At 73.8% G+C, this 20,709-nt stretch carries 17 protein-coding genes, 1 pseudogene and 1 riboswitch; of the genes and pseudogenes, 5 read left to right on the forward strand and 13 right to left on the reverse strand.

Going from position 1 to position 20,709, the window contains the following annotated elements; all coding sequences use genetic code 11:
• Positions 1–3: 3 nt before the first annotated feature.
• The 4 genes and pseudogenes from CHF15_RS32300 to CHF15_RS32315 form a co-directional block, all read right to left on the reverse strand.
• Positions 4–489, reverse strand: a complete 486-nt coding sequence (locus tag CHF15_RS32300) for a universal stress protein (RefSeq protein WP_089227566.1) — start codon at positions 487–489, stop codon at positions 4–6.
• Between the two features lie 5 nt (positions 490–494).
• Complete coding sequence (locus CHF15_RS32305) at positions 495–1,751, reverse strand: SLC13 family permease (protein ID WP_089227462.1); 1,257 nt, start codon at positions 1,749–1,751, stop codon at positions 495–497.
• 67 nt (positions 1,752–1,818) lie between these two features.
• Entirely contained in the window at positions 1,819–2,544 is a 726-nt protein-coding gene (locus tag CHF15_RS32310; protein ID WP_089227463.1) for a Clp protease N-terminal domain-containing protein, read from the reverse strand.
• Between the two features lie 153 nt (positions 2,545–2,697).
• Positions 2,698–3,697: pseudogene (locus CHF15_RS32315) on the reverse strand (NADP-dependent oxidoreductase).
• A 70-nt stretch (positions 3,698–3,767) separates the two neighbouring features.
• Here CHF15_RS32315 and CHF15_RS32320 point away from each other — a divergent pair.
• Together CHF15_RS32320 and CHF15_RS32325 are read left to right on the forward strand one after the other, a co-directional pair.
• On the forward strand, positions 3,768–4,712 hold the full coding sequence (locus CHF15_RS32320; RefSeq protein ID WP_089227464.1) for a GlxA family transcriptional regulator: 945 nt from the start codon (positions 3,768–3,770) through the stop codon (positions 4,710–4,712).
• A 24-nt stretch (positions 4,713–4,736) separates the two neighbouring features.
• Positions 4,737–5,330: a histidine phosphatase family protein gene (locus CHF15_RS32325; RefSeq protein WP_089227465.1), complete on the forward strand. Its 594-nt coding sequence runs from the start codon at positions 4,737–4,739 to the stop codon at positions 5,328–5,330.
• A gap of 12 nt (positions 5,331–5,342) precedes the next feature.
• Here CHF15_RS32325 and CHF15_RS32330 read toward each other — a convergent pair whose 3' ends face one another.
• The 5 genes from CHF15_RS32330 to CHF15_RS32350 all read right to left on the reverse strand — a co-directional run bounded on the left by CHF15_RS32330 (position 5,343) and on the right by CHF15_RS32350 (position 9,843).
• Entirely contained in the window at positions 5,343–6,143 is an 801-nt protein-coding gene (locus tag CHF15_RS32330; protein WP_089227466.1) for a maleylpyruvate isomerase family mycothiol-dependent enzyme, read from the reverse strand.
• Between the two features lie 167 nt (positions 6,144–6,310).
• On the reverse strand, positions 6,311–6,772 hold the full coding sequence (locus tag CHF15_RS32335; RefSeq protein WP_245939151.1) for a transglycosylase SLT domain-containing protein: 462 nt from the start codon (positions 6,770–6,772) through the stop codon (positions 6,311–6,313).
• A 374-nt stretch (positions 6,773–7,146) separates the two neighbouring features.
• A complete protein-coding gene (locus CHF15_RS32340; protein ID WP_089227567.1) occupies positions 7,147–7,944 on the reverse strand; it encodes a putative protein N(5)-glutamine methyltransferase in 798 nt (265 codons plus the stop codon).
• Positions 7,945–8,164: 220 nt separating this feature from the next.
• Positions 8,165–9,040: a hypothetical protein gene (locus CHF15_RS32345; RefSeq protein ID WP_245939152.1), complete on the reverse strand. Its 876-nt coding sequence runs from the start codon at positions 9,038–9,040 to the stop codon at positions 8,165–8,167.
• Positions 9,037–9,843 (reverse strand): MerR family transcriptional regulator, encoded by an 807-nt coding sequence (locus CHF15_RS32350; RefSeq protein ID WP_089227468.1) that lies wholly within the window; start codon positions 9,841–9,843, stop codon positions 9,037–9,039. Before CHF15_RS32350 ends, CHF15_RS32345 begins: the two co-directional genes overlap by 4 nt.
• 266 nt (positions 9,844–10,109) lie before the next feature.
• On the opposite strand from CHF15_RS32350, the gene CHF15_RS32355 reads away from it, so the two are divergent.
• Positions 10,110–10,583, forward strand: a complete 474-nt coding sequence (locus CHF15_RS32355; protein WP_089227469.1) for a hypothetical protein — start codon at positions 10,110–10,112, stop codon at positions 10,581–10,583.
• A 258-nt stretch (positions 10,584–10,841) separates the two neighbouring features.
• Positions 10,842–12,536 (forward strand): Ig-like domain repeat protein, encoded by a 1,695-nt coding sequence (locus CHF15_RS45170; protein ID WP_179280068.1) that lies wholly within the window; start codon positions 10,842–10,844, stop codon positions 12,534–12,536.
• Between the two features lie 244 nt (positions 12,537–12,780).
• On the opposite strand, the gene ppk2 is transcribed toward CHF15_RS45170, so the two are convergent.
• The 3 genes from ppk2 to CHF15_RS32375 all read right to left on the reverse strand — a co-directional run bounded on the left by ppk2 (position 12,781) and on the right by CHF15_RS32375 (position 15,921).
• Complete coding sequence (ppk2, locus tag CHF15_RS32365) at positions 12,781–13,677, reverse strand: polyphosphate kinase 2 (protein WP_018559086.1); 897 nt, start codon at positions 13,675–13,677, stop codon at positions 12,781–12,783.
• 132 nt (positions 13,678–13,809) lie between these two features.
• Positions 13,810–15,339 (reverse strand): PstS family phosphate ABC transporter substrate-binding protein, encoded by a 1,530-nt coding sequence (locus CHF15_RS32370; RefSeq protein ID WP_089227470.1) that lies wholly within the window; start codon positions 15,337–15,339, stop codon positions 13,810–13,812.
• Positions 15,340–15,456: 117 nt separating this feature from the next.
• Complete coding sequence (locus CHF15_RS32375) at positions 15,457–15,921, reverse strand: DUF4442 domain-containing protein (protein WP_089227471.1); 465 nt, start codon at positions 15,919–15,921, stop codon at positions 15,457–15,459.
• Between the two features lie 223 nt (positions 15,922–16,144).
• On the opposite strand from CHF15_RS32375, the gene CHF15_RS32380 reads away from it, so the two are divergent.
• Positions 16,145–16,882: a DUF4142 domain-containing protein gene (locus CHF15_RS32380; protein WP_089227472.1), complete on the forward strand. Its 738-nt coding sequence runs from the start codon at positions 16,145–16,147 to the stop codon at positions 16,880–16,882.
• A 4-nt stretch (positions 16,883–16,886) separates the two neighbouring features.
• Here CHF15_RS32380 and cobN read toward each other — a convergent pair whose 3' ends face one another.
• Positions 16,887–20,498, reverse strand: coding sequence for a cobaltochelatase subunit CobN (gene cobN, locus CHF15_RS32385; protein WP_089227473.1), 3,612 nt, complete (start codon positions 20,496–20,498; stop codon positions 16,887–16,889).
• 52 nt (positions 20,499–20,550) lie between these two features.
• Positions 20,551–20,635: riboswitch (cobalamin riboswitch) on the reverse strand.
• Between the last annotated feature and the right edge of the window lie 74 nt (positions 20,636–20,709).

Consider the following 20,709-nt stretch of genomic DNA (forward strand, 5'->3'; position numbering starts at 1 on the left):
GGGTCAGTGCGGCGGGGGCGGGGGGAGCGTCGCCACGTCCGGCGCGGCCGCGGGCCACACCAGCAGGACCGGGCAGGGCGCGTGGTCCACGACGAAGCGCGCCACGGGGCCCAGGCTCCGCGGCCCGAGCCGCGCCAGGTCGCCGTCGCGGGCCATCACCAGCAGATCGGTGCCGGCCACGGCGGCGACCACCTCCCGCTCCACCCGCCCCGACCGCTCCTCACGGCGGCACGGGCGGCCCAGCCGCCGGGCCGCGGAGTCCAGCAGCCGTGCCGCGGAGTCCGCGCCGAGATCCTCCAGGCGGGTGCCCGGATCGTGCTCCGGGTGCCCGCGACCCAGCAGCCCGGCATAGGCGGCGTGCGCGAGACCGGGCACGTCGGGGCCGCTGACGTGCAGCAGGACGACGTCGGCGGCCTCCGGCGCGTGGACGCGGACGGCGTCGACACAGGCGGGCCAGGTCCCTTCGGCGATCCAGGCGGTCACGATCACGGACATCACCCTCCGAGGACGTACAGCGAACCCCACAGTGCCACCACCGCCAGGCCCAGCGCCGCAGGCACGGTGAGCAGGCCGAGGACGGTGAACTCCTTGAGGTCCACGTCGTGTTCGTGCTGGTGCACGATACGCCGCCACAGCAGGGTCGCCAGAGAGCCCGCGTAGGTCAGGTTGGGGCCGATGTTCACCCCGAGCAGGACGGCGAGGACGGCGCCCGGCCCGGCGGGTGCGGTCAGCGGCAGCAGGACCAGCACGGCGGGCAGGTTGTTGATCAGGTTGGCCAGGACGGCGGCGAGCGCCGCGACGCCGAGCAGCGCGGGCAGCCCGGTGCCCCCGGGCACGATCCGGCCCAGCACGTCGGCGAGCCCGTTGTCGACCACCGCCCGGACCACCACGCCCAGCGCCAGCACGAACGCCAGGAACGGCACCCCGGCCGCCCCCGCCACGGCGCGCACCGTCATCCGCCGCCGCATCAGCGCCCGTACGGCCAGCACCAGCGCCCCGGCCGCGGCCGCCCACGCGGGATCGATCCCGAGCGCCGGGGTGACGACGAAGCCCGCCAGCGTGCAGACCACCGTGACCAGAGCGAACACCGGCAGCGGCGGTGTCCCGGCACCGTCCGGGACGGGGACGGCGGCCGCCAGGTCGCCGCGGAACCAGCGGCGGAAGACGACGTACTCCACGGCGATCGCGACCAGCCACGGCAGCACCATCAGCCCGGCGAAGCGGGTGAAGCTCAGCCCGCTGGCCGCGAACGCCAGCAGGTTCGTCAGGTTCGAGACCGGCAGCAGCAGCGAGGCGGTGTTGGACAGGTGCGTGCAGGCGTACACGTGCGGCTTCGGCCGCACCCCCAGGCGGGCGGCGGTCGCGAACACCACCGGGGTGAGCAGCACCACCGTCGCGTCCAGGCTCAGCACCGCCGTCACCGCCGACGCCAGCACGAACACCGCACCGAGCAGCCGCCGCGGCCGCCCCGCGGCCACCCGGGCCATCCACGCCCCGCCGGCCCGGAAGAGCCCCTCCTCGTCGCAGAGCCGCGCCAGCACCAGCACCGCCGCCAGGAACCCGATCACCGGCCCCAGCCGCGCCGCCTCCTCCCGCGCGTGCTCCAGCGGGATCGCCCCGCTCCCCACGGCCACCGCCGCCGCCGGCACGGCGAGCACCGCCTCCGGAAGCCCGAACGGCCGGATCACCGCCCCGGCGAGCACGAGGAGCAGCAGCGCGACGGACAGCGCCTCCGCGGTCGTGGTGTTCAGGGTTCCGTTCCTCCCGGGTGGGGCCGTGATGGCCCCTCATGGAACCACGCCCCACCCGGGACGACGCTCACCCCTCCGCGTGCGTGCCGCCCGCGATCTCGGCGAGCGCCGCGGCGACATGGCCCTCGGTGGTGGCCTTGTCGAGGCCGAGGGAGGTCAGCGGGCCGTCGCCCGCCTCCAGTTCGAGGAGGGCGAGGAGGAGGTGCTCCGTGCCGATGTAGTTGTGGCCCAGGCGGAGGGCCTCGCGGAAGGTGAGTTCGAGGACCTTGCGGGAGGCGAGGTCGTACGGGATGAGCTCGGGGACCTCGGACACGGCCTCGGGGAGGCCCGCGGTGAGGGCGGTGCGGGCGGCGTCGGGGGTGACGCCCTGGGCCGTCATGGCGCGGCCGGCGAGGGCGTCGGGCTCGCTCAGCAGCCCGAGGGCGAGGTGCTCGGGGCGGACCTCGGGGTTGGCGGCGGCCTTGGCCTCGCTGTGGGCGACCATGACGACCTTGCGGGCCCGCGGGGTGAAGCGCGAGAAGCCCTGCGAGGGGTCGAGGTCGGGGAAGCCGCCGGGGTCCTTGGGGACGAAGCGCTTCTGGGCGGCCTGCTTGGTCACGCCCATGCTCTTGCCGATGTCGGTCCAGGAGGCGCCGGACCGCCGGGCCTGGTCGACGAAGTGTCCGATGAGGTGGTCGGCGACCTCGTCCAGGTGCTCGGCGGCGATGACGGCGTCCGAGAGCTGGTCGAGGGCGTCGGGGTGGGCCTTCTTGATGGCTTCGATCAGGTCGTCGAGCCGGATCTGCTGCGTCATGCGTCAACGATAGGTTGACGATGCCCGACCGTCAACCGGAAGTTGACGATCGGGGCGATTAACCGGTGGTGCCCCCGTCGAGCCGTACGGGCACCGGGAAGCTCGGTTCGAGCCCTGCCCCGGTGCCCGTACGGCCGGCCCTCGTCGCGGGACTCAGCGCACGGTGAGGACCAGCTTGCCCGTCGTGCGCCCGGTCTCCAGCGAGGCGTGCGCCTTGGCGGCCTCGGACAGGGGGAAGGTTTCGGCGACCGTGACGCGCAGGGCGCCCTCCTCGATCAGGCGGGCGACCGCGGTCATGCCGGCGTGGTCCGCCTCGACGAGCATGCCCGTGGCGCGCACCCCCCGGCGCTCGGCCTCGGCCCGGCCGGGCCGAGCGCGGGCGGCCGCCCGTCGCCGGTCTCCCGCCGGTCGTGGCCTCGCCGATCGGCAGGAGGGTCACGAGCAGCCCGCCCTCGCGCAGGGTGCCGAGGGAGCGGACGGACTCCGGCCCTCCGAGGGGGTCGAGGACGACGTCCACGTCGCGGACGGCCTCGGCGTAGTCGGTCGTGCGGTAGTCGACCAGTTCGTCGGCGCCGAGGCCGCGCAGGAAGTCGTGCTTGGCGGCGCTCGCGGTGCCGATGACGTACGCGCCGAGGGACTTGGCGATCTGGACCGCGACGTGGCCGACGCCTCCCGCGGCCGCGTGGACGAGCACCCGCTGCCCGGGCCGGAGCGCGGCGACGTCGGCCAGGGCCTGCCAGGCGGTGAGCGCCACCAGCGGGACCGCGGCGGCCTCCTCGTGGCTCATGGCGGACGGCTTCCGCACGAAGGCGCGGGCGGGACCGGTGACGTACTCGGCGTGGGAGCCGGCGCCGTACGGGTAGGGGAGCATGCCGAAGACCTCGTCGCCGGGACGGAACAGGGCGACTCCCAGCCCGGTCTCCTCCACGACGCCGGAGACGTCCCAGCCGAGGACGAACGGCGGGGCGCCGAGGAAGAGCCCGGACTGCCGGTGCTTGGTGTCGGTCGGGTTGAGGCCGGCGGCGTGGACGCGGACGAGCAATTGCCCGATGCCGGCGGTGGGGCGCTCCAGCTCCGCCTCCCGCAGGACCTCGGGGCCGCCGAGGACGTCCTGGGTGATCGCGCGCATGGTGCGAGGGGTCGTGTCGTTCATGCGCTCCAGCCTGCCGACCGGCGGCGCGAGGGAAAATGGCCTGATTGCCATCATCCGATAAGATCGTGCCATGCATCGTGTGGTCGTCCTCGCCCTCGACGGCGTCTATCCCTTCGAGCTGGGCATCCCCAACCGCGTCTTCGGCTCCGCCGGGGACCGCTACGAGGTGGTGACCTGCACCGCCGACGGGCGCCCCGTGCGCACCGACTCCGACTTCTCGGTCGCCGTCGAGAACGGCCCCGAGGTGCTGGCCACCGCCGACACCGTCGTGATCCCGCCGTACGACCAGGCGCGGATCACCGCCGAGCTCCCCGCCCCCGTCGCCGCCGCGCTCGGCAGGATCCGGCCGGGCACCCGGATCGTCTCCATCTGCACGGCGGCCTTCGCGCTCGCGGCCGCCGGACTCCTGGACGGCCGCCCCGCCACCACCCATTGGGCGCTGGCGGACCGCTTCCGGCGGATGTTCCCCGGTGTGGCGCTCGACGCGGACGTGCTCTTCGTCGACGACGGCGACGTCCTCACCTCGGCCGGGGCCGCCTCCGGGGTGGACGTCTGCCTGCACCTGGTGCGCGCGGACCACGGCAGCGCGGTCGCCAACCTCGTGGCCCGCTGCTGCGTCGTACCGCCCTGGCGGGACGGCGGCCAGGCCCAGTACATCGAGCAGCCGATGCCGCAGACCGCGGACGCCGGGACGGCGGCGACACGGCAGTGGGCGCTGGACCATCTCGACCTGCCGCTCACCCTGAACGACCTCGCGGACCACGCGCGGATGAGCCTGCGGACCTTCGCCCGGCGCTTCCGTGACGAGGTCGGCACGAGCCCGGGGAAGTGGCTCATCCAGCAGCGGGTCAGCCGGGCCCGGCACCTGCTGGAGTCCAGCGACCTCCCGGTGGACCGCATCGCCGGCGAGGTGGGATTCGCCACCGCGACCTCGCTGCGCCAGCACCTCCACGCCGCCATCGGCGTCTCCCCCCTGGCCTACCGGCGCACCTTCCGGGCCGCCGCCACCCGCTGACGCAACCGACCCGGGGAGGCCCCGATGGCAGTGGAGCTGATCTACGAGACGCACGCCACGACCACCGACAACGAGGCGGGCATCGCCACCGGACGGCTGCCCGGACGGCTGTCGGAGCGGGGCCGTCGGCAGGCCCGGGAGCTGGGCGAACGCCGCCGCGGCCAGGACATCGCAGCGGTGTACACCTCCGACCTGCACCGCGCCGTGGAGACCGCGGCCCTCGCCTTCCCGGACGGGCGGCCCCCGGTCCACCGGGACCCCCGGCTGCGCGAGTGCGACTACGGCGCGCTGAACGGCGGGCCGGCCGAGCTCGTCGCGGCCCAGCGCCTGCGGCGCGTCGACGAGCCGTTCCCCGGCGGCGGCCAGAGCTACCGGCAGGTACTCGCCGCCACGGACGCGCTCCTGCACGACCTGGCCGGACGGTGGGACGGCCGGCGCGTCCTGCTGATCGCCCACTCCGCCAACCGCTGGGCCCTGGCCTGCCTGCTGGGCGGGGTACCGCTGACGGAGAGCCTCCGGGCCCCCTTCGTCTGGCAGCCGGGCTGGACGTACACCCTGCCCGGCGACTGGCCGGGCCCGGACGGGGGGTCGGCGCGGCCTTGGGCCGTGTCGTCCTAGGGCCGTGTCGTCCTAGGGCGCGGTGAAGAGGGTGGGGAAGCGGGGGGCGAGCCAGGGGCGGCGGCCCCAGGCGGCGATCCTGCCGCGGGCCATGGCGGCGGTGGCGCCCCGGCGGCCGAGCGCGATCAGGAAGAAGGTGACCGGCTCGGTGGTGATGGTGCAGTCAGGACGGCGCGGCGGCTCGTCCGTGACGTCGGCGGCGCCGTCGGTGAAGGTCACGGCGAAACGGGTGATCCCTGGGACGCGCAGCGCGTAGCAGGCGGAGAAGCCGGCCGCCGCCCGCGCGTCGACGACCCGGGGCATGGCCGTCCTGAGGAAGGGCATGCAGCGGGCGACCCGCTCGCGGTCGACCATGTGGGGCCGGCGCAGGGCGACCGCGATGTCGTAGCCGTGGCCGAGCATGTGGGTGAGCAGGTACGAGCCGAGCGTGGCCAGGTCCATGGGGCCGAGCGGGGTGACCACCGCCGTGCCGGGCTCGCGGGCCGCGGCCGCCTCGGTGAACGCGCGGGCGTGCCGCACGATGCCCTCGGCCAGAACCGGGCCGCCGCGCTCGGGGAAGGCGGCCAGGGACGCGGCGTTCTCCGCGGCGAGGCTGCCGGGGGTGCCGTCGCCGTACGGCCGCTCGCGGCCCTCGGCCAGCGCGGCCATGAGTTCGCCCGCGAGCACCAGGTGCGCCGCGGCCTCGCCGACCGTCCACTCGGCACCGGGTATCGGCACCGAGGTGTCCGGGCACGCGCGGAGCAGGGCGGCTATGTCCTCGGCGGCGGCGTGCAGGGACTCGGCCTCGGCCGGGCGGTCAGGGGCGACGGTCATGGTCGGACAGCGTGGACCAGCACCGTTCACCTGTCCAGGCCCTGGGAGGGAAAGTCCTGCGCGAAAACGCGACCGGAAAAGCCGCGGAATGGCGGAACGCGAAAAGGGGGACGCCCCCGGGCAGCCGTGGCTGCCGGGGGCGTCCCCAGGGAATGCGCTGCGCGCGATCAGTACGCCGAGTTGACGTTGTCGATCGTGCCGTAGACGTGGGCCGCGTAGTTACAGGCGGCGGTGATGTTCGCGACCGGGTCGTAGATGTTCCACGAGGTACCGGGGACGTGGTACGCCTTGAACGTCGGGTCGATCACCTGCATCAGACCCTTGGAGGGAATTCCCTTGGCGGCGTTCGAGTCCCAGCCGTTGATGGCGTTCGGATTTCCGGAGGACTCGCGCATCAGGTTCTTGTAGATCCCGTTGTACGTGCCCGGGATGCCGTTGGCGCGCATCACCTTCAGGGACTCGTTGATCCACGTGTTGACGGAGCCCGACTGCGCCGTGGTGGCGGCGGAGGCGGTGGGGGCCATGGCCACGCCACCGGCGACGACGGCGACGCTCGCGGCAGCGCAGCCGAGGGAGATCTTCTTGGCCTTGGCGACGCGGTTGAGCTTCGACATAGCGGAGATCTGCATTCGAGTAATTCCTCTTCCGTGGGGTACGCCATGAATTGTTGGCCGACTTAAATCCCGAGGTCAATGCACCCCTGTTACTAACGGGATTAGTTGTGGGACCAGGGACGAAAGTCCCGCCGCTCAGGCGTGGGAAGGGGATTCCGGGGCGCGGTCTACTAAGAGACCGTGAAAGTGGCGCACGTCATATCGGCCACGTCACACGCAGACCCGGACAAATCGCCCATTGAGTGACGCGGGCCATGTGGCCCGCGTCACTTTTCTGGGCGATGGTTCACTCGGGGAAACGACGGATTCACGCACGGCGAGGATTTCCGGCCCGCCGGGTCGGCGGGCCGGCCCGGCGGGCGGATCCAGGCGCTCAGGGCCCCGGCCGGCTACGCCGAGGGGGCCGAGGCGATCACGACGGTCGCGTACAGCTCCTCCGACACGGCCACCCGTGCCTCCAGCCCGGCCCGGGCGACCGCGGCGACGGCGGCCGGGGCCTGCTCCTCGCCGGTCTCGAAGAGGAGCCGGCCGCCCGGAGCGAGCCACGCGGGCGCGGCGACGGCGACCCTGCGGAGGACGTCGAGGCCGTCGGCCCCGCCGTCGAGGGCGACGCGGGGCTCGTGGTCACGGGCCTCGGGGGGAAGGAGGGCGACGGCGCCGCTGGGGACGTACGGCACGTTCGCGACCAGCACGTCGACACGGCCGCGCAGCCCCTCGGGAAGGGGGCCGAAGAGGTCGCCCTCATGGACGTGGACGTCGCCGTCCGCCGCCGCGAGATTGCGGCGGGCGCAGGCGACCGCCGACGGGTCGATGTCGGCCGCGTGCAGCACGGGGCGGTCGAGCGTGGCGGCCAGGAAGGCGCCCACCGCGCCGGAGCCGCAGCACAGGTCGACGACGACGGCACCGGGCCGGCCCAGGGCGTGCCCGAGCGCGGCCGCCTGGCGGGCGAGGAACTCCGTACGGCGGCGCGGGACGAAGACCCCGGGGCCGACGGCGATCCGCAGGCCGCAGAACTCGGCCCAGCCCAGGACGTGTTCGAGCGGGAGGCCGGCCACCCGGCGCTCCACCATGGCGGCGAGCTCACCGGGGGTGCGGGCGGCGGAGACGAGCAACCGGGCCTCGTCCTCGGCGAAGACGCAGCCGGCCGCCCGGAGCACGGAGACGACCGGCGCGACGGACACGGCCAGGGGTACGGCGGAGGAGCCGGAAGAACCGGAAGAACCGGAAGAAGAGGAAGAAGAGGAACCGGAGAAAGAGGAGCCTGAGGAAAAGGGTCCGGAGGAAGCGGGTGAAGCGGAGGACATGGAGGCCTTTCGGGGCGCCGCGGGGCGCTCTCGACGGCCTAGGTCGTCCGGAGCGCGGGGCCGCCGGAGGAGAGCACCCAACCTGACATGGCGGTAATGGGTCTCACCTCCTCGGTACGTCCACTGCTGGGGACGGCAACGTTACCCGAGCCCCCGGTACCGCGCCCACCCCCAGGGCCGCGACGGCGGCACGCGGGTCGTCGGCGTGAAATCGCAGGACGCGGGCCTCCACGGGCGCCCCGAGGGGGCGCAGGAAGGTGACGGGCTCGGTCAGTTCGACGGTGACCGTGGTCTGGCCGCCGACGACCAGGTCGACGGTGCCGTCCCCGGCGAGCGTGACGAGTCGTCCGTCGGGGAAGCGCCGGTCGACCCGGGCCGCCGCGATCCGCCCGGCGGGTACGCGGATGTCGACGAGGGCGCCGTACCGCAGCCGCAGCGAGCCGTCCGCCCCGACGACGTGCGGGCGCACCACGCAGGCGGCGTGCATGGCCAGTACGAAGAAGCAGCCCCACACGTCGATGACGAGCGTGACGGCGTGCACCACGGGCCAGGGGATGACGAGCGCCAGCACCACCGTCTCGACGACGGAGACGAAGAGGAAGCCGTACATCGTCGCCGTCTGCGCCCCGGTGTACGGGACGGCCACGGCGCCCTCCCCCACCCCGTGCGGCCGGCGGGCGATCCAGCGCACCAGGCTCACCGACAGGGCGAGTTCATGGCGGATCAGCCGCCGCGCGGGCGCCGGGACGGTGTCGCACAGGGCGGTCCACGCGGCGGCGCGGCGCGTCAGGCCCCGCCGCCGTGCGTCCCGGTGGGCCCGCACCGCACGCGGCAGCCGCCACAGCAGGACGGCGGTCATGCACAGTTCCGCGCCCCAGAGCACCGGCTCCGGCACCGGCACGCCCGCCACCAGGCACGCGGCGAGCACCGCCTCGGCCGCCACCAGGGCACCCAGCGCCCACGCCCCCCGGCGGCTCACCGGGCACGCTCCTGCATCAGCCGGATCGCCTGCCGTACGGCCTCGGCCTGGGCGGGTGCGTGGTCGTCGAAGAAGGCCGCCATGAAGCCGTCCTCCGCACCGCCGGCCGTCGTGAGGTCCTCGCCGGAGACGTCGATCGCGGCGGCGACGTCGTCCGGGACGGAGTCGGCGATCGCCCGGGCCACCTCGGCGACCCGCGGGTCGTCCACGGCAGCCCCGGCCAGCTCGTCCATCCGCGCGTACACCTCGTAGGCGCGGCGCATCGCGCCGGGGTCGGAGCCCATGGAGCGCAGCAGGCCGGTGAGCCAGCTCCGGGCCTCGGGGGTGGCCGCCGTGTCCAGCAGCGCGAGCAGTTCGCGTTCCTTCACGGCCATCGTGGGCTCGGGTCCGGCCAGCTCCGCGGAGGTACGGGCCATCTCGGCGAAGAGCGCGGCCAGTTCCGGGGAGACCGGCGCCCCGGCGGGCAGTCCGCCGCCGGCCCCGGCCTGCTCGAGGAGTTCGGCGAGGCGGGCCCGGCGCGACCGGATGGCCTCCTCCTGCCGGGCGAGGTCCGCGTCGAGTTCCGCCAGCACCTCGTGCAGTTCCCTGCCCGCGTCGTCGGCGAGCACGTCCCTGACCTCGTCCAGGCCGAGGCCGAGTTCCGTCAGGCGCCGGATTCGGGTGAGCTCGACGGCGTCGCGCAGACCGTAGTCGCGGTAGCCGTTGACCCGGCGCGCGGGCTCGGGCAGCAGCCCGATGCGGTGGTAGTGCCGCACGGTGCGGGTGGTGACCCCGGCGAGGGCGGCGAGTTCTCCGATGCGCATGAGCCCAGTAGAGACCTTGACGCCGCGACAAGGTCAAGGAGCGAACAAGACCGGCCGGACATACGGTCGGAAACCTGGGAAAATCCCCCCAGGGCGGTGGCCGCCGACGCCCCGGCGACCCGGTCCGCGCCGCCCCGACGACCGCGGGCACCCTCAGGACCGCCGCCACCGCCGGCCCCGTCTCCCCGCGGGAGGGCCCCCGTCCGCGCGCGGCGGGCGGGAGCCTTTTGCGACTGTGACACGTCAAAGCGGAAAGGAGGCCATTCATGCGTCATACGACAGCCGCGGCCGTCGCGGCGACCGCACTCCTGCTGGCCGGCTGCGGCACGCAGTCCGGCGGCCCCGCGGGCGGCAGCCCCAGCGGTTCCCCGAGCGGCACCGGCACCGCCGGAGGCGGGGACGGTACGGGAGGGGCCTGCACGGCCGAGGCGGCGCTCACCGCCGAGGACACCGGCCGCACCGTCTGCCTCACCGCCGGCGGCACGGTCCGCGTCACCCTCGACGGCACACCCGACCGCCCGTGGTCCCCCGTGACCAGCGAGGGCAGTGCCCTCACCCCCACCAACGCGGGTATCGGCGCCCCCCGCGGCGACACCATCGCCGCCTACCGCGCCACCGCCCCCGGCACGGCGCGGCTCACCTCCACCCAGCCGCTGTGCGCCTCACCCACCGCCCCGGACCAGGTGGCCTGCCTGGGACTGCGGGAGTGGACGGTCACCGTGCGGGTCGCCGGCAACTGAACTCCCCGCCTCTCCAGGAAGGTTGTACTGCAACAGGCATCGAATCGGGCACGGTATCCCCACCACCGGGCGAAGCGCCGGTAACGGATCGGCACGGGCCGTCAATGCAGTGGCCCGCTGTCAGAGACATGACGTAGCGTTCCGTCTTGCCGCCGACGTAGGTGCGCCGGACCCGTCACGGACGTCCGCGCCCCGCGGCGCACCCATTGTCTCGCCGGAAGACGTCCGGCCACCCACGCCTGCCTGGGGGGAACCAGCTTGCGCACCCGCCACCTCGCGGGCGGGACGGCTCTGTCCGTCCTGCTCGCCACCGCATCCCTGCTCGGGGTCACGGCAACGCCGGCCGCGGCCGACGCCGCCCCGTCGGCCACCTCCTCCGAGGCGCAGCCCACGCTGCATGCCCTGGACGACCCGGCCCAGGCCGCGACCACGCTCACCGTGAACGTCCCCGCGACGGCCGTGCCCGGCGCCGAGGTCACGATCACCGGCACCCTCGGCTCGGCCGAGCCCTTCGCGGCCGGCACCGAGGTCACCGTCACCCGCACGGACCCGGCCGACACGGCCGGCACCCCGCTGGGCACCGCGGCCGTCGCCGAGGACGGCACCTTCCAGCTCAAGGACACCCCGGCCGCCCAGGGCAACAACACCTACTGGGTCAGCTACGCCGGCGACGCGACCCACGCCGCCGCCGCCGCAACGGGCACCGTCACCGTCGCCCGGGCCTCGACCACCCTCAACGTGTCCGCCCCGGAGACGGCCCTGCCCGGCGCCGAGGTCACCATCAGCGGCTCCCTCGGCTCCACCGAGGACTACGCGCCGGGCACCACGGTCGCCATCACCCGCACGGACAGCCACGGAGGGACCGGCACCCCGCTGGGTACCGCGACCATCGGCGAGCACAACATCTTCCAGCTCAAGGACACCCCCGCTGTCCAGGGCGACAACACCTACACGGTCAGCTACGCGGGCGACGCGACCCACACCGCCGCCACCGCCAAGAGGACCGTCAACGTCACCCGGGCCGCGACCACGCTCACCGTGAACGCCCCCGCCACCGCCAAGCGGGCCACGAAGCTCACGGTCACCGGCAAGCTCACGGCCGCCGCGCCCTTCCCGGCCGGCACCAAGGTCACGGTGACCCGGATCGACCTCACCACCCCGAAGGGCAAGTCCCTCGGCACCAAGACGGTCGCCTCCAACGGGACGTTCAGCTTCACGGACACCCCGTACACGGGCGGCAACGTCACCTACTCCGTGCACTACTCGGGCGACGCGACGCACACCGCCGCCCTGGGCAAGGACACGGTCGCGGTCTCCCGGGCGGCCACCTCGGTCAGCATCAAGACGAACCACTCGACCTACTCCTGGGGTTCGACGGCCACCGTCACCGGCCACCTCGGCAAGACCGGCAAGAGCCGCGTGGTGTCGATCTACTCCAAGGCGGCGGACGGCACGAAGAAGCTGGTGAAGACCGGCACGGTCAACAGCTCCGGCGACTTCAAGGTGAGCTACAAGCTCTACCGGAACACCACCTTCTGGGCGTCGTTCGGCGGCGACTTCTACTCGGCGCCGAAGTCCGTGTCGCGCTCGGTCGGCACCCGGATCAAGGTCTCCACGTCCGTCGCGCGGCACTACAAGACGGGCAAGATCGGCTCGACCACGTACTACTGGTTCCACAAGAACACCGACCCGGTGTTCACCACGAGCATGAGCTACTACAAGAACCGCAAGCAGCGGTTCGAGCTGCAGGTCTACTACCAGGGCAAGTGGTACTCGGCCGGCAGCGAGTACTTCTGGCTCGCCACCAACGGGAAGTCGGCCGTGCAGCTCGAGGCCCCCGGTGAGTCCGGCATCCGCGCCCGCATGCGGTCCACGTACGTCAAGGGCTCCTCGGGCGACTCCGTGAACACCACGACCTACGGCCCCTGGAAGTACATGTACTTCACCAAGTGACGCCGTCCGGCGTCGCACGCGGGCGAGGCCGCCCCGGAACCTCCGGGGCGGCCTCGCCCGCGTCACGCTCCGCCGCCGAGCGGCTCGGGCTCGGCGGCGCGGCCGGCGGGTCGGCGTCTCGGCCGAAGCGGGCTCTGGGGCACACGGGGCCTACGTGGCGTGAGCGCGACCGCGGGGGCTCACCAGGGGATGAAGCGTCCCGGTCGAGATCGCGAAGTGGAGGAATCGCCCACTCCGGAAACGCTCAGGCCTCGCCGGCCTCGAGCAGGTTCGCGGCGGCACCGACGATCCTCGGGTCGGGCACGCCCACGACCTCCTCGTCCTTGTCGCCGTAGTCGAAGCGGCCCAGCACGCTGCGCATGGCCTCCACGCGGGCCCGCTTCTTGTCGTTGCTCTTCACGACCGTCCAGGGCGCCTGCTCGGTGTCGGTCTCCCGGAACATCGTGACCTTGGCCTCGGTGTAGTCGTCCCACCGGTCCAGGGACGCCAGGTCCATCGGGCTGAGCTTCCACTGCCGCACCGGGTCCACCTGGCGGATCGTGAAGCGGGTGCGCTGCTCGTCGCGCGACACGGAGAACCAGAACTTCACCAGGTCGACGCCGTCGTCCACGAGCATCCGCTCGAACGCGGGCGCCTGCCGCATGAACCGCTGGTACTCGTCCTCCGTGCAGAAGCCCATGACGCGCTCCACGCCGGCCCGGTTGTACCAGGACCGGTCGAAGAGCACGATCTCCCCCGCGGTCGGCAGATGCTCCACGTACCGCTGGAAGTACCACTGCCCGCGCTCGCGCTCGGTCGGCTTCTCCAGCGCCACCACCCGCGCCCCGCGCGGGTTCAGGTGCTCGGTGAAGCGCTTGATCGTCCCGCCCTTGCCGGCCGCGTCACGCCCCTCGAAGACGATCACCAGCCGCCGGCCGGTCTCCTTGATCCAGCTCTGCAGCTTCAGCAGCTCTATCTGCTGGAGCCGCTTGTGCCACTCGTACTCCTTGCGCTCCATGCGGAAGTCGTACGGATAGTTCTCGCGCCACGTCTCGACCGGGGAGCCGTCCGGCCGGATCAGCACGGGGTCGTCCTGGTCGGTGTAGTCGACCTGCATCCCGGCGAGCAGATCCAGGTCCGCGGGGTGCGGGAGCGTCGTCATGTCGCCTCTCACCTCCGGGTCCGCGCGAACGCGCGTACGTCTGACCCCACGGTAACGCCGCCCGCCGCCACCCCGCCCCACGCCCCGGCGAACCCCACGTGACGGGCCCGGGTACATCTCGCCCGTGCGCCGTCAGGGGCGGCAGCGGTCCAGGCCCTCGGGGCTGTAGCAGGGGAGGTGGCCGTGGGACCTGACCACGTCCTGGCCGGCGCCGCGGATCATGTACGTGAGGAAGCTCGCGGCGAGCGAGCCCGTGGCGGGGCGGTCGTAGGTGTAGGCGTACTCGATCTCCGTGAAGGGGTAGCTGCTGTCGCCGATGGCGGCCGGGGTGGGCGTGCGGCCGTTGATGGCCAGGGTGTGCAGGCCCGGGGAGGCGGTGGCGGCGCGCAGTTCGCCGTAGCCGATGGCGCCGGGGAGGCGGGCGACGGTCTTGAGTACCTGGTCGGTGCTGTCCAGCTCGCAGCGGATGACCTTGTCGTCGGGGGAGTTGCGGTTGCGGCAGTCGCGTGAGGTGAACGCGGGCTCGCCGTGGCCGCCGAGGACGTGCCGGCGGAACAGGTCGCGGGTACCGGAGTCGGCGTTGCGGCTCACGAGGAGGACGGGCAGGTCGGGGCCGCCCAGTTGGCTCCAGTTGACGACGGCGCCGCTGTACACGCGGCGTATCTGCTCGACGGTCAGGTCCCTGACGGGGACGTCGTCGTTGACGACCAGCGCGAAGGCGGAGACGGCGACGCGGTTCTCGTCCAGGCGGGGGTTGCCGTCCGGTTTGGGGCCGTCGGAGAGGGCGACCACACCGGGGGCCCGGTCGTCGGCCAGCTCGCGGACGCCCTCGTTGCTGCCGTGCGCGTCGACCGTGATCGTCGTGTCGGGGCAGTCCGCGGCGTAGCGGCGGGCGAGCTCGTCCATGACCGGGGCGAAGGCCGTGGAGCCGGTGACGCTGAGCCGTCCGGTGGCGCAGCCGATGGGCGGCGGCGGGTCCTCGCGCACCACGATGATGGCGGCCAGGACGGTCACGCAGAGGGTGAGCATGATGGTGAGCCACCGGGCGGCCCGGCTGAACAGCGGCGGCTTGGAGTCGACCGGCATGGCCTTGTTGGGGACCACCACGCCGTCGCGGATGCCCCCGCTGACCCGGACCCCGCCGCCGACGTGGCCGCCGGTCAGCAGCACGAGCAGCTTGAAGTGCTGGCCCCGGTTGAGGGGGACGCGCGGCAGATGGATCACATTGCCCTGGTGCCGTACGCCGCCGGTGTCGCCCGCCGGGGCGAAGTGGTCCATCAGCGGCCCGGCGTCGGCCTCGGTGACGGCCACGCCCCGCACCGTGCGGCCGGCGAAGACGACGGTGAGCGCGCGGTCGGGGTCGCGGTTGGTGTAGTCGGAGTCGGTGACGGCCTCGCCGCCGTCGTTCTCGACGCGGATCAGCACCAGCGTGGCGTCCGACATGTCGGGGAGGTCGTTGAAGAGCCCGATCCGCACGTTGGGGGCGCCGCCCCCGCCGTCGGGGTCGTCGCTGCCGATGGGCGTGTCCATCTGCACGCGGTAGCCGATGCGCCTGCGACGCGGGACGCGGCGCTCGTACCAGACCACGCCGACGGAGACCACCAGACCGAGCAGCGCGGTCAGCACCGCCACCACGTTGTCGGCGCTCAGCCAGTCGCCCACCTCTCGCCCCGCTCCCCGCTGGTCCCGCCTGCAGTCCGGTCACCGTACGGCGGGGAACACGCCCCGGCGGCGCCTTCCCTGTCCCGCCGTCAGATGTTCGCCGGGCGTTTCCCGGGGTCAGGCGCGGGGGATCCGGCGGACGCTCCAGTCGAAGCCCCCGCGGCACACCACGGCGCCCGTGGCGTCCCTGATCTCGGCCGCCGTCGCCAGCCGCGCCCGGTCGCCGGCCCCGGACAGCACCTCCCGCAGCGCGCGCCGCGCGGACTCGCCCAGCGCGCAGGAGGCCACCAGTCGGCCGCGCGCGGGGGCGAGGAACTCGACCGTCGCCGCGGCCCCGAGCGGCACCACGCCGTCGAACTCCCCCGGGGCCTCGACCGCGGCGACCACCGCGGCCAGACCCGCCGCGTCCAGCAGGGCGATCAGCCCGCTGGAGTGCAGGCTGCCGATCACATTGGTCAGCGCGTACGGGGTGTCCAGCGCCACCTCGGCGGCGCAGTCCACGGCCCGCAGCACCTGGATCCCGGCGGTCCGGTGGGCCGGGACGGGTTCCAGCAGGGAACGCGCCAGCGCGGTGGCATCCATCCACCCAGGCTCGCGCCCCCGGCCGACGTCCGCGTTACGGGGAACCGTCGCCCCGCCCAAGAGCCGGGGCGAGGGAGACATACCCCCAACATTTGCACAGGCGAAAGTTTGCACCGTACCAACAACCACCGCCCGCGCTCAGGGAAATCGCGCAGGAGTACCGTCTCGGCGCGACGGGCTCTACCGTCCGGAAGCGCGTACGAATCCCGAGCATGGAGGCGCGATGAAGGCCAACCGGTTCACGGCGGCGACCGCCCTGGTCGCCGTGGCGCTGGTGTGCACGATCGCCGCGCTCGTGTACCCGGCGATGTCCGGGGCGAACGTCGCGGCGTCCTCCCCCGAGGCGCAGGCGGTGACCACCCCGTACGGCCCGCTGACCCCCCTCGACCGGGAGTTCGTCGTCAAGGTGCGGCTCGCCGGGCTGTGGGAGTTCCCCGCCGGGCAGATGGCGGAGCAGAAGGGCACGACACAGGCGGTCAAGACCGCCGGGCGGCACCTCATCGACGGGCACACCGCGCTGGACAGCGCCGACCGCACGGTGGCCACACAGCTCGGCATCCCGCTGCCCAACCAGCCCACGCCGCAGCAGATGGGCTTCCTCGGCACCCTGTCCTCCGCCTCCGGGGGCGACTTCGACAGCAAGCTCGCCAACATCCTGCGGCTGACCCACGGCCAGATCTTCAACACGATCGCCAAGGTCCGCTCCACGACCATGAACAGCCTCGTACGGCAGCTGGCCGACCAGGCCAACGACACCGTGCTGGACCACATCACCGTCATGGAGCAGACCGGGCTGGTGGACTTCCCGCAGATCGTCGCGCAGACCACCGCCAGCCCGACCACGGACCCCAAGGACCTGATCGCACCGACGCCGGTGCCGGGCGAGCCGACGCTGATCGTCAACCCCTCGGCCGCGCCGCCCTCCACGGCGCCGTCCTCGGCCGCGCCGACCATCGGCTGACGGCCTACTCCCCGCCCTCCAGGTCGCCCTCCGTCTCCAGGAAGGCCTGGCGGAGCTGCTCGACGACCTTCGGATCCGGCTCGGCCCACATGCCGCGCGACTCCGCCTCCAGCAGCCGCTCCGCCATGCCGTGCAGGGCCCAGGGATTGGCCTCCTGGAGGAAGGCGCGGTTCTCCGGGTCCAGGACGTAGGTGCGGGCCAGCTTGTCGTACATCCAGTCGGCCACGACGCCGGTCGTGGCGTCGTAGCCGAAGAGGTAGTCGACGGTGGCGGCCAGTTCGAAGGCGCCCTTGTAGCCGTGCCGCCGCATCGCCTCGATCCAGCGGGGGTTGACCACCCGGGCGCGGAAGACCCGGGAGGTCTCCTCCGCCAGGGAGCGGGTGCGCACCGTCTCCGGCCGGGTGGAGTCGCCGATGTACGCCTCGGGGGAACGGCCGGTCAGCGCGCGGACGGTGGCGACCATGCCGCCGTGGTACTGGTAGTAGTCGTCCGAGTCGGCGATGTCGTGCTCGCGGGTGTCGGTGTTCTTCGCGGCCACCGCGATCCGCCGGTAGGCGGTCTCCATCTCCTCGCGGGCCGGGCGCCCGTCGAGGCCGCGCCCGTAGGCATAGCCGCCCCAGACGGTGTAGACCTCGGCGAGGTCGGCGTCGCTGCGCCAGTCCCGGCTGTCGATCAGCTGCAGCAGGCCCGCCCCGTACGTCCCCGGCCGGGAGCCGAAGATGCGGGTGGTGGCGCGCCGTTCGTCGCCGTGCGCGGCGAGGTCGGCGCGGGTGTGGGCGCGCACGTAGTTGGCCTCGTCCGGCTCGTCGAGGCCGGCGACCAGCCGGACCGCGTCGTCCAGCAGGCCCACGACGTGCGGGAACGCGTCCCGGAAGAAGCCGCTGATGCGCAGGGTGACGTCGACGCGCGGACGGCCCAGCTCCCGCGCCGGGACGGCCTCGACGCCGGTGACGCGGCGGGACGCGTCGTCCCACACCGGCCGCACGCCCAGCAGCGCCAGCGCCTCGGCCACGTCGTCGCCCGAGGTGCGCATCGCGCTGGTGCCCCACAGCGACAGGCCCACCGACTGCGGCCAGGTGCCGTCGTTGTCCTCGCGGTAGCGGGCCAGCAGCGAGTCGGCGAGGGCCTGTCCGGTCTCCCAGGCGAGCCTGCTGGGCACGGCCTTGGGGTCGACGGAGTAGAAGTTGCGGCCGGTCGGCAGCACGTTGACCAGGCCGCGCAGCGGCGAGCCGGAGGGGCCCGCGGGCACGAAGCCGCCGTTCAGCGCGTGCACGACGGCCTCGGCCTCGTCCGTCGTACGGGCCAGCCGCGGCACGACCTGCCGGGCGGCGAAGTCCAGCACGCGGGCCACGTCCTCGGGCAGGCCCCCCGCGACCTCGGCGACGGACTCCGGCGCCCAGCCGGCGTCCTCCATGGCCTGCACCAGGGCGCGGGCCTGCTCCTCGGCGGCGTCCGCGGTCACGCGGGTCGCCTTCGACTCGTCCAGGCCCAGGGCCTCGCGCAGGCCCGGCAGCGCGGCCGTACCGCCCCAGATCTGCCGGGCGCGCAGGATGGCCAGCACCAGGTTGACCCGCTCGGCGCCGGCGGGGGCCCGGCCCAGCACGTGCAGACCGTCGCGGATCTGGGCGTCCTTGATCTCGCAGAGCCAGCCGTCGACGTGCAGCAGGAAGTCGTCGAACTCGGCGTCGTGGGGCCGGTCCTCCAGACCCAGGTCGTGGTCGAGCTTGGCGGCCTGGATCAGCGTCCAGATCTGTGCGCGGACGGCGGGCAGCTTGGCCGGGTCCATGGAGGCGATCGCCGCGTGCTCGTCGAGCAGCTGCTCCAGGCGCGCGATGTCGCCGTAGGAGTCGGCGCGGGCCATCGGCGGCACGAGGTGGTCGACGAGGGTGGCGTGCGCGCGGCGCTTGGCCTGGGTGCCCTCGCCGGGGTCGTTGACGAGGAACGGGTAGATCAGCGGCAGGTCGCCGAGGGCGGCGTCGGGACCGCAGGCGGCGGACAGGGCGGCGTTCTTGCCGGGCAGCCACTCCAGGTTGCCGTGCTTGCCCAGGTGGATCATCGCGTCGGCGCCGAAGCCGCCGTCGGCCTGGGCGGCGGCGATCCAGCGGTAGGCGGCGAGGTAGTGGTGGGAGGGCGGCAGGTCCGGGTCGTGGTAGATCGCGATCGGGTTCTCGCCGAAACCGCGCGGCGGCTGGATGAGGATCAGCAGGTTGCCGCGGCGCAGCGCCGCCAGCACGATGTCGCCCTCGGGGTTGGCGCTGGTGTCGACGAACATCGCGCCGGGCGGCGGGCCCCAGTGCTCCGTCACCGCGTCGCGCAGCTCCTGCGGCAGCGCGGCGAACCAGCGGCGGTAGTCGGCGGCCGGGATACGGACCGGGTTCGCGGCCAGCTGCTCCTCGGTCAGCCAGTCCTGGTCGTGACCGCCCGCGTCGATCAGCGCCCGGATCAGCTCGTCGCCGTCACCGGAGACCAGGCCCGGGATCTCCTCCCCGGGCCCGAAGTCCCACCCCTCGGCGCGCAGCCGGCGCAGCAGCGCGACCGCGCTGGCGGGGGTGTCGAGGCCCACCGCGTTGCCGATGCGGGAGTGCTTGGTCGGGTACGCCGACAGCACGAGCGCCAGTCGGCGCTCCGCGACCGGGATGTGCCGCAGCCGCGCGTGGCGGACGGCGATGCCCGCGACACGGGCGGCTCGTTCGGCGTCGGGGGCGTAGACGGGCAGGCCGTCCTCGTCGATCTCCTTGAAGGAGAACGGGACCGTGATCAGCCGGCCGTCGAACTCGGGGACGGCGACCTGCGTCGCGGCGTCCATCGGGGACAGGCCCTCGTCGCTGCCCTCCCACACCTCGCGGGAGGAGGTCAGGCAGAGCGCCTGCAGCACCGGCACGTCCAGCGAGGCGAGCGCGCCCGCGTCCCAGGCCTCCTCGTCGCCGCCCGCCGAGGCGTCGGCCGGGCGGGTGCCGCCGGCCGCCAGCACGGTGGTGACGACGGCGTCCACGCCCCGCAGGGCGTCGAGCAGTTCGGGTTCGGGCGCGCGCAGCGAGGCCACGTACAGCGGGAGCGCCCGGGCGCCGGCCTGCTCGATCGCGGCGCAGAGGGCCTCCACGAAGGCGGTGTTGCCGCTCATGTGGTGGGCCCGGTAGTAGAGGACGGCGACCAGCGGGCCGTCGGTCACCGCGGCGGCCCGCTCCAGCCTGCCCCAGGAGGGCGCGGAGGCAGGGGGCTCGAAGCCGTGGCCGGTGAGCAGCACCGTGTCGGACAGGAAGCGGGCCAGCTGCGCCAGGTTGGCCGGACCGCCGTGCGCGAGGTACGCGTGAGCCTCGGCCGCGATGCCGACGGGGACGGTGGACAGCTCCATCAGCTGGGCGTCCGGGGCCTGTTCGCCGGTGAGGACGACCACCGGGCGGGGTCCCGCGAGGAGCGCGTCCAGGCCCTCCTCCCAGGCGCGGCGCCCGCCGAGGAGCCGTACGACGACCAGTTCGGCGCCGTCGAGGAGGCCGGGCAGCTCGTCCTGCGGCAGCCGGGCGGGGTTGGCGAAGCGGATCGGGACGGGGCCGCCGGCGGCGTTCGCGGCCCGGGCGCTGAGCAGGTCGGTGTCGGAGGTCGACAGCAGCAGGATCACGTCGGACGTGCCTTCCTCGGGGTCCGCGCCCCGGGCCGGTGGAGGACGGCGGGAGTTCCTGGCTCCCGGGGCCCGGCGCTCACGCGCCGGCCCCGGTGACAGTGGCGGGACCGCACCGGAATCGCACCGGTTTCCTCCGCTGATGCCGTCGATGGCGTGGGCGCGGCTGGGTGGCCTGCCCGCGCAGCATAGTAAGCGCTGGGCCCGCCGT

The organism is Actinacidiphila glaucinigra (assembly GCF_900188405.1).
Lineage (GTDB): Bacteria > Actinomycetota > Actinomycetes > Streptomycetales > Streptomycetaceae > Actinacidiphila > Actinacidiphila glaucinigra.